This is a genomic window from Micromonospora musae (genome assembly GCF_003626545.1).
Taxonomy (GTDB): Bacteria; Actinomycetota; Actinomycetes; order Mycobacteriales; family Micromonosporaceae; genus Micromonospora; species Micromonospora musae.
Genome location: NZ_RAZS01000016.1, coordinates 14,907 through 27,842, shown reverse-complemented (window position 1 = coordinate 27,842; position 12,936 = coordinate 14,907). Strand labels below are relative to the sequence as shown.

Genomic DNA, 12,936 nt, shown 5'->3' with positions numbered 1-12,936 from the left:
CGGGCACGAGTTACGGAGACGGTGGTCTGAGTCATGCGAGTTTCTGTCAGCTGGCTGCGGGAGTACGTCGACCTCCCCGCCGACCTGTCCACCGACGACCTGACGCAGGCCCTGGTCGGCCTGGGCATCGAGGTCGACTCGGTGGCCGACCTGCGGGAGAACGTCACCGGGTCGTTGGTGGTCGGTGAGGTTCTGGAGATCGAGGAACTGACCGGCTTCAAGAAGCCGATCCGGTTCGTCCGGGTCGACGTGGGCGCCGCCAACGGCACCGGCGAGCCGCAGGAGATCGTCTGCGGGGCGCGCAACTTCGCCCCCGGTGACCGGGTGGTCGTCATCCTCCCGGGCGGGGTGCTGCCCGGCGGGTTCGCCATCGGCGCGCGCAAGACGTACGGCCGCAACTCCAACGGCATGATCTGCTCGGTTCGGGAACTGGGCCTCGGCGACGACCACGAGGGCATCCTGGTGCTGCCCGAGGAGAGCCCGGCCAAGCCCGGCGACGACGCCCGGCCGGTGGTCGGCCTCGACGAGATCGTGCTCGAACTGGAGATCACCCCGGACCGGGGCTACGGGCTGAGCCTGCGGGGTCTGGCCCGGGAGTTGTCGCACGCGTTCGAGGTGCCGTTCCGGGATCCGGGTCTCGCGCCCGCGCCCGGTGCCACGCCGCAGCCGGCGTACCCGGTCGAGGTTCGGGACACGGTGGGCTGCGACCGGTTCGCCGCCCGGATGGTCCGCGGCGTCGACCCGTCCGCGCCCACGCCCGGCTGGATGCAGCGGCGGCTCACCACGGCGGGCATCCGCAGCATCTCCCTGCCGGTCGACATCACCAACTACGTGATGCTCGAACTGGGCCAGCCGATGCACGCCTTCGACGCCGACCGGATCGCCGGTTCGCTGGTGGTCCGCCGGGCCGCGGCGGGGGAGAAGCTGACCACGCTGGACGGTGTGGATCGCGTCCTCGCCGCCGAGGACATGGTGATCTGCGACGCCGGGCTGCCGAACCCCGTCGCGGGTGAGGGGGCCGGCGTGCCGATCTCGCTCGCCGCGGTGATGGGTGGCGAGACCAGCGAGGTCGTCGCCGGCACCACCGACGTGCTCTTCGAGGCCGCCCACTGGGACCCGGTGATGGTCGGGCGCACCGCCCGCCGGCACAAGCTGTTCAGCGAGGCCGCCAAGCGTTGGGAGCGGGGCGTCGATCCGGCGTTGCCGCTGGTCGCCCTGGAGCGGGCGGTGCGGCTGCTCACCGAGTACGGCGGCGGCGTCGCCGGGGACGAGATCCTGGACCTCGACCACGTCTCGCCGCGTACCCCGATCACCCTGCCGGCGGACCTGCCGACCCGGCGGATCGGCGTCGACTACCCGCCGGCGCGGGTGGTGGCCCTGCTGGAGCAGGTGGGCTGCACCGTGGCGCAGGGTGTGGACCGGCTCGCCGAGGACCCGGGCGAGGTCGGGGTGGCCGCTGGGGACGGGGTGTCGCTCACCGTCACCCCGCCGAGCTGGCGGCCGGACCTCGTCGACCCCGCCGACCTGGTCGAGGAGGTGGTCCGCCTCGACGGGTACGACAAGGTGCCGTCGGTGCTGCCGGTGGCTCCGGCCGGCCGCGGCCTGACCTGGCAGCAGCGCCGGCGCCGCACGATCGCCCAGGCGCTGGCCGACCGGGGGTACGTCGAGGTGCTCGCCCACCCGTTCGTCTCGCCGGAGCTGCCGGACCTGCTCGGTCTTCCGGGCGACGACCCGCGCCGCCCCGCGGTGCGGCTGGCCAACCCGCTCTCCGACGAGGAGCCGATGCTGCGCACGACGCTGCTCGGCCCGCTGCTCGGGGTGCTCAAGCGCAACCTGGGCCGGGGTCACCGTGATCTCGCGCTCTACGAGATCGGGTCGGTCTTCCATCCGCGTCTCGGCGCGGGCAGCCCCCCGGCCATGGGCGTGGACCGGCGGCCGACCGACGCGGAGTTCGCCGCCGCGGACGCGGTGGTGCCCGAGCAGCCCCGGCACGTCGCCGCCGTGCTGGCCGGCGAGATCGAGCTGGCCGGCTGGTGGGGTTCCGGCCGCGCGGCCGGGTGGGCGGACGCGATCGAGGCGGGGCGGACGGTGCTGGCCGCCGCCGGCCTCCCGACCGACCGGGTCGAGGTCCGGGCCGCCGAGTACGCGCCGTGGCACCCGGGCCGCTGCGCCGAGCTGCTGGTCGACGGGGTCGTCGTCGGGCACGGCGGCGAGCTGCACCCGACGGTGGTGGCGGCGCTGGAGCTGCCGCGCCGTACCAGCGCCATGGAGCTGAACCTCGACCTGCTGCCCGCCGCGCCGATGCTGGCGGCCCCGGGGGTCTCCGGTTTCCCGCCGGCGCTGATCGACGTGGCGCTGGTGGTGGACGAGTCGGTGCCGGCGGCGCAGGTGCAGCGGGCGCTCGTCGAGGGCGCCGGCGAGCTCCTGGAGGACGTCCGCCTCTTCGACGTCTACACCTCCGATCAGCTGGGGGCGGGGCGCAAGTCGCTGGCGTACAAGCTCACCTTCCGGGCGCCGGACCGGACGCTCACCGTCGAGGAGGCGGTGGCCGCCCGGGACTCGGCCGTCGCCGTGGCCGCCGAGCGCTTCGGGGCGACCCTGCGCGGCGCCTGACCGGTGTCGGCGACCGGGTGGGTCGTGGTGGCCGCCGTGCTCGCGGTGGCCATCACCGGCCTGCTCTGGGCCCGCCGGCACCTGATGCTGGTCTCGGTGGTGGGGCGCAGCATGGAACCCACGCTGCGCCCCGGCGACCGGGTGCTGGCCCGGCGGCTGCCGCTGGCCCGGGTCCGCTCCGGTGACGTGGTCGTGGTGGTGGCGCCGGCGGAGATGACCGCCCGCCACCCCACCCATCCCGGTGAGGGCGGTTCGGGCCTGCTCATCAAGCGGGCGCACGCGGTGCCCGGCGACCCGGTGCCGGTGGACCGGGTGCCGCTGCTGCGGGAGCGGCCGGAGCGGGAGGTCCCGCCGGGGCACCTGGTGGTCCTCGGTGACAACCCGCCGTTCAGCTACGACTCCCGCGAGTGCGGCTACCTCCTGGAGCGGGACCTGCGTGCGGTGGTGATCCGGCCGCGGCTGCGGCCGAGGGTGGACCCGCCGCCCGGCCGGTGACGGCGGCACGGCACACCCGTACCACGCGCCCTGCACATCGCACCGAGATCCGATCCTGACGCACCGCAATCCGCCGGGCCGCGCCGAGGTCGTGCCCCGCGAACGGCGCCGGTGTCGGTTCCGGTCGGCGCGCCCGGCTGGCGTCATTCTCATGCAGTGGACTGTATGAACTTGCGGTCGGAGATCATCGCTGCTACCTTGGCATGCATAGTCATGCGGAGGTGAGTATGGGAATCCGAGTCGCGGTGGCGGGAGCGAGCGGCTACGCCGGCGGCGAGCTGCTGCGCCTGATCTCCGGGCGCCCGGAGTTCGAGCTGGTGGCCGCCACCGCACACAGCCAGGCGGGGCACCGCGTCGACGTGGTCCATCCCCAGCTGGCCGGGCTCGACCTGGTGCTCGGCGCGGCCGGGCCGGACCCGCTCGCCGACGCGGACCTGGTCTTCCTGGCCCTGCCGCACGGCGAGTCGGCCGCGCTCGCCGCCCAGCTGCCGGCCGACGTACGGATCGTGGACCTCGGCGCCGACCACCGGCTCGCCGATCCGTACCAGTGGGCGCAGTACTACGGCGGCACGCACGCCGGCCAGTGGACCTACGGCCTGCCGGAGCTGCCCGGGCAGCGGGAGCTGATCGCCTCCGCCACCCGGGTGGCGAACACCGGCTGCTACGCCGTCGCCATCACCCTGGCGCTCGCCCCGCTGATCGCCGCCGGCGCCGCCCAGCCCGCCGACGTGGTCGTGGTCGCGGCCTCGGGCACCTCGGGGGCGGGGCGGGGCGTGAAGGCGCACCTGCTCGCCAGCGAGGTGATGGGCGACCTGTCGCCCTACCGGGTCGGCACCCACCAGCACGTGCCCGAGATCAAGCAGGCGACCGGAGCGACCGGCCTCTCCCTCACGCCGGTGCTCGCGCCCATGCCGCGCGGCATCCTCGCCACGGTCACCGCGCTACCCGCCCGCGGCGTCGACCCGCAGGCGGTGCTCGCCGAGGCGTACGCCGACGCGCCGTTCGTGCACGTGCTCCCGGAGGGGCGCTGGCCGCACACGGCCGCCACGCTCGGCTCCAACTCCTGCCACCTGCAGGCCACCGTCGACGTCGACTCCGGTCGCCTGATCGTGGTCAGCGCGCTGGACAACCTCGGCAAGGGCGCCGCCGGGCAGGCGGTGCAGAACGCGAACCTGATGTTCGGTCTGCCGGAGACCACCGGCCTGTCGGTTTACGGGGTGGCCCCATGAGTGTGACCGTTCCGCAGGGGTTCCGGGCGGCCGGCGTCGCCGCCGGGCTCAAGGCCAGCGGCGCCGCCGACGTGGCCCTGGTGGTCAACGACGGGCCGCAGGCCGCGATCGCCGGAGTCTTCACCGCCAACCGGGTGAAGGCGGCGCCGGTGCTCTGGACCCAGCAGGTCGTCCGGGGCGGGGCGGTCCGCGCCGTCGTGCTCAACTCCGGTGGCGCGAACGCCTGCACCGGCCCGGCCGGGTTCCAGGACACGCACGCCACCGCCGAACACGTCGCCGCCGCTCTCACGGCCGCCGAACCGGGCCTGGAGCTCGGGGCCGGCGAGGTGGCGGTCTGCTCGACCGGCCTGATCGGCGAGCGGCTGCCGATGACCGCGCTGCTCGCCGGGGTGGACACCGCCGTGGGCACGCTCTCCACGGCCGGCGGCGCCCCCGCCGCCGAGGCGATCATGACGACGGACACCCGGCCGAAGACGACCACCGTCCAGGGCGCCGGCTGGACCGTGGGCGGCATGGCCAAGGGCGCGGGCATGCTCGCCCCGGCCCTGGCCACCATGCTGTGCGTCATCACCACCGACGCGGTGGCCGACCCGGAGGTGCTCTCCGGCGTGCTGGGTGAGGCGTGCCGGGTCACGTTCGACCGGATCGACTCCGACGGCTGCATGTCCACCAACGACACGGTGCTGCTGCTCGCCAGCGGCGCGTCGGGCGTCACGCCCGCGCCGGGTGAGCTGGCCGTCGCGGTCACCGCCGCCGCCCACGACCTGGCCCAGCAGCTCATCGCCGACGCGGAGGGCGCCACCAAGCAGATCGCCATCGAGGTGGTCGGCGCGGCGGGTGAGGACGACGCGGTCGAGGTGGGTCGGGCGGTGGCCCGCAACAACCTCGTGAAGACCGCGCTCTTCGGCAACGACCCGAACTGGGGGCGGATCCTCGCCGCCGTCGGCACCACCGCCGCCGCCTTCGAGCCGGACGGCGTCGACGTCGCGGTCAACGGGGTCTGGGTGTGCCGCGACGGTGCCGCCGCCGAGGACCGGTCGAAGGTCGACCTGACCGGGCGGGACGTGACCATCCGGATCGACCTGCACTCCGGGGCCGCGTCGGCGACCGTCTGGACCAACGACCTCTCCCACGCGTACGTCCACGAGAACTCGGCCTACTCGTCGTGAGCGCGAGGAACGCAGCGAAGCGGAGTCCCGCAGTCGCGAACGGAAGGCGGGCCGGAGCATGAGCCTCTCCGCCGATCTCACCCGCTCCCAGGCCAAGGCCGCCACGCTGATCGAGGCGCTGCCGTGGCTGGCCCGCTTCTCCGGCTCCACCGTCGTGATCAAGTACGGCGGCAACGCCATGGTCGACCCCGAGCTGCAGCGCGCGTTCGCGGCCGACATGGTCTTCCTGCGTTACGTCGGCCTGAAGCCGGTCGTCGTGCACGGCGGCGGCCCGCAGATCTCGGCCATGCTCGGCCGGCTCGGCATCGTCAGCGAGTTCCGCGGCGGCCTGCGGGTCACCACCCCCGAGGCGATGCAGGTCGTCCGGATGGTGCTGGTCGGTCAGGTCGGGCGGGAACTGGTCGGGCTGATCAACGCGCACGGTCCGTTCGCGGTCGGCCTCTCCGGCGAGGACGCCGGGCTCTTCACGGCGGTGCGTCGCCCGGCGTACGTCGACGGCGAGCCGGTCGACGTGGGCCAGGTCGGTGACGTCGAGTCGGTGGACGTCTCCGCGGTCACCGACCTCATCGCCGCCGGGCGGATCCCGGTGATCTCGACCGTCGCGCCGGACGCCGACGGGGTGCTGCACAACCTGAACGCGGACACCGCCGCCGCCGCGCTCGCGGTCGCGCTGGAGGCCCGCAAGCTGGTCGTGCTCACCGACGTCGCCGGCCTCTACGCCGACTGGCCGGACACGACGAGCCTGGTCTCCGAGATCGACGCGGACGACCTGGCGAAACTCCTGCCCACCCTCGAGTCGGGAATGGTGCCCAAGATGGAGGCCTGCCTGCGGGCGGTGCGCGGGGGAGTGCCCGCCGCGCACGTCGTCGACGGGCGGGTCGCCCACTCCACGCTGCTCGAGGTCTTCACGTCGGAAGGGTTCGGCACGATGGTGATCAAGTCATGAGCAGTCTGGTGCGGCGCTGGAACCAGTCCATGATGGACAACTACGGCACCCCGCCGCTCGCCCTCGTCGAGGGCTCCGGCGCCGTCGTGGTCGACGAGGACGGCCGGGAGTACGTCGACCTGGTCGGCGGCATCGCGGTCAACGCCCTCGGCCACGCCCACCCCGCCGTGGTCGCCGCCGTGTCGAAGCAGGTCGCCACGCTCGGCCACGTCTCGAACCTCTACGTCGCCGAGCCGCCGGTCGCGCTCGCCGAGCTGCTGCTCGCCCTCGCGGGCCGTCCCGGCCGGGTCTTCTTCGCGAACTCGGGCGCGGAGGCGAACGAGGCGGCGTTCAAGATGTCCCGGCTGACCGGCCGTACGCACGTGGTGGCCGCGGCGGGCGGTTTCCACGGCCGGACCATGGGCGCCCTCGCGCTCACCGGGCAGCCGGCCAAGGCCGACCCGTTCCGCCCGCTGCCCGGCGACGTCACACACGTCGAGTACGGCGACGTCGCCGCGCTGGAGGCGGCGGTCACCGACGCCACCGCGATGGTGATCCTGGAGCCGATCCAGGGTGAGAACGGTGTCGTCGTGCCGCCGGCCGGCTACCTCGCCGCGGCCCGGCGGATCACCGCCCGGCACGGCGCGCTGCTGGTGCTCGACGAGGTGCAGACCGGCATCGGGCGCACCGGGCACTGGTTCGCCCACCAGGCCGAGGGCGTGGAGCCGGACCTGGTCACGCTCGCCAAGGGGCTCGGCGGCGGGTTGCCGCTCGGCGCCACGCTGGCCTTCGGCCGGGCGGCGGAGCTGCTCACCCCCGGCTCGCACGGCACCACGTTCGGCGGGAACCCGGTCAGCTGCGCCGCCGCGCTCGCGGTGGTGAGCACCATCGCCCACGAGGGGCTGCTCGACCACGTCAAGCGGATCGGCGAGCGACTGCGCCGGGGCGTCGAGGCGCTCGGCCACCCGCTCGTCTCGGGCGTACGCGGGGCCGGCCTGCTGCTCGGCGTGGTGCTCACCGCGCCGGTGTCGCGGGTGTTCGCCGAGGCGCTGCGGGAGAGCGGCTTCCTGGTGAATCCGGTGCAGCCGGACGTGGTCCGCCTCGCCCCGCCGCTGATCCTCACCGCGGAGCAGGTGGACGCCTTCCTGGCGGCGCTGCCCGCCGCCCTCGACGCCACCGCGCCCGCGGCGGACCGCGTCCCGCCGGTGACCTCCGCCGCCCCGACCTCGCCGACCACCACGACCGCCCCGGAGACGATCCCATGACCCGGCACTTCCTACGCGACGACGACCTGAGCCCCGCCGAGCAGACGATGGTGCTGCAGCTCGCCGCCCGGATGAAGGCGGACCGGTTCGGGTACCAGTCGCTGACCGGTCCACGGTCGGTGGCGGTGCTCTTCGACAAGCAGAGCCTGCGCACCCGGACCTCGTTCGACGTCGGCATCGCCGAGCTGGGCGGTCACCCGCTCATCGTGGACACGCAGGGCACGCACTTCGGCCGGGGCGAGACCCTCGCCGACGCCGCGCGGGTGCTCTCCCGCTACGTCGCCGCGATCGTGCTGCGCACCTACGGTGACGAGCGCATCGCCGAGATCGCCGGCGGGGCGAGCGTGCCGGTGGTCAACGCGCTCACCGACGGCTTCCACCCCTGCCAGCTCCTGGCCGACCTGCTCACCGTCCGGGAACGGTTCGGTGGCACCACCGGCCGGACCCTCGCGTACGTCGGCGACGCGGCGAACAACATGGCCAACTCGTACCTGCTCGCCGGGGCGACCGCCGGCATGCACGTACGGGTGGCTGGGCCGGCCGGTTTCACCCCCGACCCGGCGCTGGTGGCCCGGGCCGCCGAGATCGCGGCCGACACCGGCGGGTCGGTGAGCGTGCTCACCGACCCGGCCGAGGCGGTCAAGGGGGCCGACGTCGTCACCACCGACACCTGGACCTCGATGGGGCAGGAGGCCGACGGGCTGGACCGCAACACGCCGTTCCTGCCCTACCAGGTCAACGCCGAGCTGCTCGCCCAGGCTGCGCCGGGCGCGATCGTGCTGCACTGCCTGCCCGCCCACCGGGGCGAGGAGATCACCGACGAGGTGTTGGACGGCCCGCAGAGCGCGGTCTTCGACCAGGCGGAGAATCGGCTGCACGCCCAGAAGGCGCTGCTCATGTTCCTCGTCGAGGCCGGCAACCAGGCCCCGGACGCGGCGGCGCCCGACGCCAACGCGACCTTGGAGAGCACATGACCGCCCCGCTGACCCGCGCCGCCCGGCACGCTCGCATCGTCGAGCTCATCCGGGACAAGGCGATCCACTCGCAGACCGAGCTGGCCGAGCTGCTCGCCGGTGACGGCATCCAGGTCACCCAGGCCACCCTCTCCCGGGATCTGAAGGAGCTCGGCGCGGCGACCGTACGCGGCGGCGACGGGCGCGGCGTCTACGTGATCCCGGAGGACGGCCACCGGCCGCTGCGCGACGCGGAGGCGGCCCCGGCGCGCCTGGTGCGGCTGCTGCACGAGCTGCTCAACGGGGTCGACTCCAGCGGCAACATCGCCGTGCTGCGTACCCCGCCGGGCGCAGCGCACTACCTGGCCAGCGCGTTGGACCGAGCGGGCCTGCCCGAGGTCGTCGGCACGATCGCCGGCGACGACACCATCCTCGTCGTGGCCCGCGAGGGCGTCGGCGGGGCCGCGCTCGGCGAGAAGCTCGCCGGCTGGGCCCGCCGGGAAGAGAACGTTGAAGGGAGCAACACACCATGACCGAGCGGGTCGTCCTTGCCTACTCCGGAGGGTTGGACACCTCCGTCGCCATTCCGTACCTGGCCGAACAGACCGGCGCCGAGGTGATCGCGGTCGCGGTCGACGTCGGTCAGGGCGGTGAGGACATGAACGCCATCCGGCAGCGCGCGCTCGACTGCGGCGCCGTGGAGTCCGAGGTGATCGACGCGCGCGACGAGTTCGCCGCCGAGTACTGCCTGCCGGCGATCCGCGCCAACGCGCTCTACATGGACCGCTATCCGCTGGTCTCCGCGCTGTCCCGGCCGCTGATCGTCAAGCACCTGGTCACCGCGGCGCGCAAGCACGGCGGCACGATCGTGTCGCACGGCTGCACCGGCAAGGGCAACGACCAGGTTCGCTTCGAGGTCGGCCTGGGCGCGCTCGCCCCCGACCTGAAGATTATCGCCCCGGCCCGGGACTTCGCCTGGACCCGGGACAAGGCGATCGCGTTCGCCGAGGAGAAGGGCCTGCCGATCGACGTGTCGGCGAAGTCGCCGTACTCCATCGACCAGAACCTGTTCGGCCGCGCGGTGGAGACCGGGTTCCTGGAGGACATCTGGAACGGGCCGATCGAGGACCTGTACTCCTACACCTCCGACCCGAGCGAGCCCCGCGACGCCGACGAGGTCGTGGTGACCTTCGACGCCGGTGTGCCGGTCGCCATCGACGGTGAGACCGTCACCCCGTACCAGGCGATCCTGGAGCTGAACCGGCGGGCGGGCGCCCAGGGCGTCGGCCGCCTCGACATGGTCGAGGACCGGCTGGTCGGCATCAAGAGCCGCGAGGTGTACGAGGCGCCCGGCGCGATCGCGCTGATCACGGCCCACCAGGAGCTGGAGGCGGTCACCGTCGAGCGGGACCTGGCCCGGTTCAAGCGCGGCGTCGACCAGCGCTGGGGCGAGCTCGTCTACGACGGCCTGTGGTTCTCGCCGTTGAAGCGTTCGCTCGACGCGTTCATCGACGACGCCCAGCAGCACGTCTCCGGCGAGGTGCGGCTGACGCTGCACGGTGGCCGGGCCACGGTCACCGGCCGGCGCTCCGAGGCCAGCCTGTACGACTTCGGCATGGCCACCTACGACACCGGTGACACGTTCGACCAGTCCCTCGCCAAGGGCTTCGTCCAGCTCTGGGGTCTGCCCAGCCGGATGGCCGCGGCTCGGGACGCCCGGCTCGGCGAGCGGTGAGCGCTGCGAGCGCGAGGAGTGAGCGAGCGCAGCGGGTGAGCACCGCAGTCGGGAGCGAAAGGTGAGCACTGCCACAATGGGTCCGGTGGACGACAAGAGCCTGACCGAGAGCAACGCCGCCCCGAATCGGACCAGCCTCTGGGGCGGCCGGTTCGCCGGAGGTCCCGCCGAGGCGCTGGCCCGGCTGTCGGTGAGCGTGCAGTTCGACTGGCGGTTGGCCCCGTACGACCTGGCGGGGTCGCGGGCGCACGCCCGGGTGCTGGCCGGCGCCGGCCTGCTCGACCCGGAGGAGCTGGGGAAGATCCTCGCGGCGTTGGACGACCTGGAGGCGGCCTGCGCCTCCGGGCAGTTCCGCCCGACGGTCGACGACGAGGACGTGCACACCGCGCTGGAGCGGGGCCTGCTGGAGCGGCTGGGCAGCCTCGGCGGCAAGTTGCGCGCCGGCCGGTCCCGCAACGACCAGGTCGCCACCGACCTGCGGCTCTACCTGCGTGACCATGCGCGTGGGGTGGCCGCCCGGCTGGTCGAGCTGGCCGAGGCGCTGGTCGAGCAGGCCGAGCGGCACGTCTCGACCGCCGCCCCGGGCATGACCCACCTGCAGCACGCGCAGCCGGTCACCTTCGGGCACTGGCTGCTCGCCCACGTCCAGCCGCTGCTGCGGGACCTGGAGCGGCTGCGCGACTGGGACGAGCGGGCCGCGATCAGCCCGCTCGGCGCGGGCGCGCTGGCCGGCTCCGGCCTGCCGCTGGACCCGGTGGCGGTCTCCAAGGAGCTCGGCTTCCGTACGTCGTTCGCCAACTCGATGGACGCGGTCGCCGACCGGGACTTCGTCGCCGAGTTCCTCTTCGTCACCGCGATGACCGGGGTGCACCTGTCCCGCCTCGGCGAGGAGGTGGTGCTCTGGACGTCGCAGGAGTTCGGCTGGGTCGAGCTGGACGACGCGTTCGCCACCGGCTCGTCGATCATGCCGCAGAAGAAGAACGCGGACATCGCCGAGCTGGCCCGTGGCAAGTCCGGCCGGCTGGTCGGCGGGCTGATGAGCGTGCTCACCATGCTCAAGGGCCTGCCGATGACCTACGACCGGGACATGCAGGAGGACAAGGAGCCGGCCTTCGACGCGGTCGACACCCTGGAGCTGCTGCTGCCGGCCCTCGCGGGGATGATCTCCACGATGACCGTACGGGTCGACCGTCTGGTCGCGGCCGCGCCGGTGGGCTACTCGCTCGCCACCGAGGTCGCCGACTGGCTCGTCCGTAAGGGCGTGCCGTTCCGCGACGCGCACGAGATCACCGGACGGCTGGTCGCGCTCTGCGTGGCCCGGGAGTGCGCGCTCGACGAGGTCTCCGACGCCGACCTGGCCACGGTCAGCGAGCACCTCGACCCGTCGGTACGGGACGTGCTCTCCGTCCGCTCGGCGCTCGCGGCCCGGACCACGCCCGGCTCCACCGGCCCGGGACCGGTGGCCGACCAGCTGGCCACCGCCGCGGACAAGCTGGCCGGTTGGCGGGAGTGGGCCGCCGAGCGGGTCGTACCCCGCTGAGCGGGGACACCCCGATCCGTACGACAGCAGGGAGGCCGCCGGCCTGGCGCTCGCCGGGGCGGCGGCTTCCGTGATTCCACGCGGTGCCGCGGCTGATCAGGAGGTCGGCCGCTCCCGCTTCGGCAGCTTCGCCACGACCGCGTCGTACGACGCGTCGACGGCCTCGATCAGCTCCTCGTCGTCGATTCCGCCGTCGAGCCGGAGAGTGTTCCAGCCGGATCGTCCGATGTAGGGCATCACCTGCGCGTCCGCCGGGTGGCGGTGCAGCCACTCGTCGGCCACCTCCCGGTTCGGGCCGCACTTCACGCCCACGGTGGGGTGGCTGTCGGGGGAGCCGAGGAACGCGTAGATCCGGCTGCCCACCTTGACCACCTCGTCGCCCTCCCACGGCTGGTCCAGCCAGCTGCCCGGCTTCGCCAGGCAGTACGCCAGCATCTGCTCGCGTCGCATCGCGTCTCCCTTCCGCTGCGCTGATCCCACAGTCGCTGGTGGCCGAGCGCCCGGCAACGGTCCGGGCGTGCCGGACTTCCATTCCCCGGGCGCTACTCCGCGGTGCGCGCGGTGAGCCGCTCGTAGCGTTGCTGGGCGGCCTGCGCGCTGCCGAGGCCGAGGCCGAAGGCGATCGCCTGCCAGGTCATCCCCCGGCCGCGAGCCGCCTGCAGCAGGCCCGTCTCCAGCACGTCCACCTCCGCGCGCACGTGCGGGATCAGGGTCAGCGCGGCCATCAGGTCGGCCTGGTCGACCGGCTCCTCTCCCGGTTCGAGCTCGGCCCCGCCGGAGAGCGCCATCACCAGGGTCGCCGCCTCGTAGGCGTCGGGGACGTCGGGGTGGGCGTACCGCCGGCGGCGGGCGTCGGTGCCCGCGTGCCGTTCCGCGATGCGCAGCAGCGCCGCGTAGTTGCGGTGCGCGCGAGCCTGGGCAGCGTCCGGAGCGGTGAACGGATCGTTGTTCAGCGTGTCCATGCCGTCCATTGGACCCCTTTAACGTCTTGTTGTCAACACTTCGTTGAGGC

12 protein-coding genes are annotated in these 12,936 nt (G+C 73.7%); 10 read left to right on the top strand and 2 right to left on the bottom strand.

The window, feature by feature from the left end; translation table 11 throughout:
• Nucleotides 1-33 precede the first annotated feature (33 nt).
• From pheT to argH, 10 genes are all read left to right on the top strand, one after another.
• Nucleotides 34-2,613 (top strand): phenylalanine--tRNA ligase subunit beta, encoded by a 2,580-nt coding sequence (pheT, locus tag D7147_RS30240; protein ID WP_120683830.1) that lies wholly within the window; start codon nucleotides 34-36, stop codon nucleotides 2,611-2,613.
• A gap of 3 nt (nucleotides 2,614-2,616) precedes the next feature.
• The gene (locus D7147_RS30235) at nucleotides 2,617-3,108 is read left to right on the top strand and encodes a S26 family signal peptidase (RefSeq protein WP_120683828.1); all 492 of its coding nucleotides are present in this window, start codon (nucleotides 2,617-2,619) and stop codon (nucleotides 3,106-3,108) included.
• A 227-nt stretch (nucleotides 3,109-3,335) separates the two neighbouring features.
• Nucleotides 3,336-4,337 (top strand): N-acetyl-gamma-glutamyl-phosphate reductase, encoded by a 1,002-nt coding sequence (gene argC, locus D7147_RS30230; protein WP_120683826.1) that lies wholly within the window; start codon nucleotides 3,336-3,338, stop codon nucleotides 4,335-4,337.
• A complete protein-coding gene (argJ, locus tag D7147_RS30225) occupies nucleotides 4,334-5,506 on the top strand; it encodes a bifunctional glutamate N-acetyltransferase/amino-acid acetyltransferase ArgJ (protein ID WP_120683824.1) in 1,173 nt (390 codons plus the stop codon). The genes argC and argJ overlap by 4 nt, the downstream gene beginning before the upstream one ends.
• 58 nt (nucleotides 5,507-5,564) lie before the next feature.
• Nucleotides 5,565-6,452: an acetylglutamate kinase gene (gene argB / locus D7147_RS30220; RefSeq protein WP_120683822.1), complete on the top strand. Its 888-nt coding sequence runs from the start codon at nucleotides 5,565-5,567 to the stop codon at nucleotides 6,450-6,452.
• The gene (locus D7147_RS30215) at nucleotides 6,449-7,696 is read left to right on the top strand and encodes an acetylornithine transaminase (RefSeq protein ID WP_120683820.1); all 1,248 of its coding nucleotides are present in this window, start codon (nucleotides 6,449-6,451) and stop codon (nucleotides 7,694-7,696) included. The genes argB and D7147_RS30215 overlap by 4 nt, the downstream gene beginning before the upstream one ends.
• The gene (gene argF, locus D7147_RS30210; RefSeq protein WP_120683818.1) at nucleotides 7,693-8,670 is read left to right on the top strand and encodes an ornithine carbamoyltransferase; all 978 of its coding nucleotides are present in this window, start codon (nucleotides 7,693-7,695) and stop codon (nucleotides 8,668-8,670) included. The genes D7147_RS30215 and argF overlap by 4 nt, the downstream gene beginning before the upstream one ends.
• Nucleotides 8,667-9,182 carry an arginine repressor gene (locus D7147_RS30205; protein WP_120683816.1) on the top strand — a complete coding sequence of 172 codons (516 nt, stop codon included), beginning with the start codon at nucleotides 8,667-8,669 and terminating at the stop codon, nucleotides 9,180-9,182. The genes argF and D7147_RS30205 overlap by 4 nt, the downstream gene beginning before the upstream one ends.
• Nucleotides 9,179-10,384: an argininosuccinate synthase gene (locus D7147_RS30200; RefSeq protein WP_120683815.1), complete on the top strand. Its 1,206-nt coding sequence runs from the start codon at nucleotides 9,179-9,181 to the stop codon at nucleotides 10,382-10,384. Before D7147_RS30205 ends, D7147_RS30200 begins: the two co-directional genes overlap by 4 nt.
• A gap of 76 nt (nucleotides 10,385-10,460) precedes the next feature.
• Nucleotides 10,461-11,924, top strand: a complete 1,464-nt coding sequence (gene argH / locus D7147_RS30195; RefSeq protein ID WP_120683813.1) for an argininosuccinate lyase — start codon at nucleotides 10,461-10,463, stop codon at nucleotides 11,922-11,924.
• 96 nt (nucleotides 11,925-12,020) lie between these two features.
• Here the strand turns inward: argH and D7147_RS30190 are convergent, their stop codons facing one another.
• A complete protein-coding gene (locus D7147_RS30190) occupies nucleotides 12,021-12,374 on the bottom strand; it encodes an MmcQ/YjbR family DNA-binding protein (RefSeq protein ID WP_120683811.1) in 354 nt (117 codons plus the stop codon).
• A gap of 92 nt (nucleotides 12,375-12,466) precedes the next feature.
• Nucleotides 12,467-12,886, bottom strand: a complete 420-nt coding sequence (locus tag D7147_RS30185) for a DNA-binding protein (RefSeq protein ID WP_120683988.1) — start codon at nucleotides 12,884-12,886, stop codon at nucleotides 12,467-12,469.
• Nucleotides 12,887-12,936: the final 50 nt, after the last annotated feature.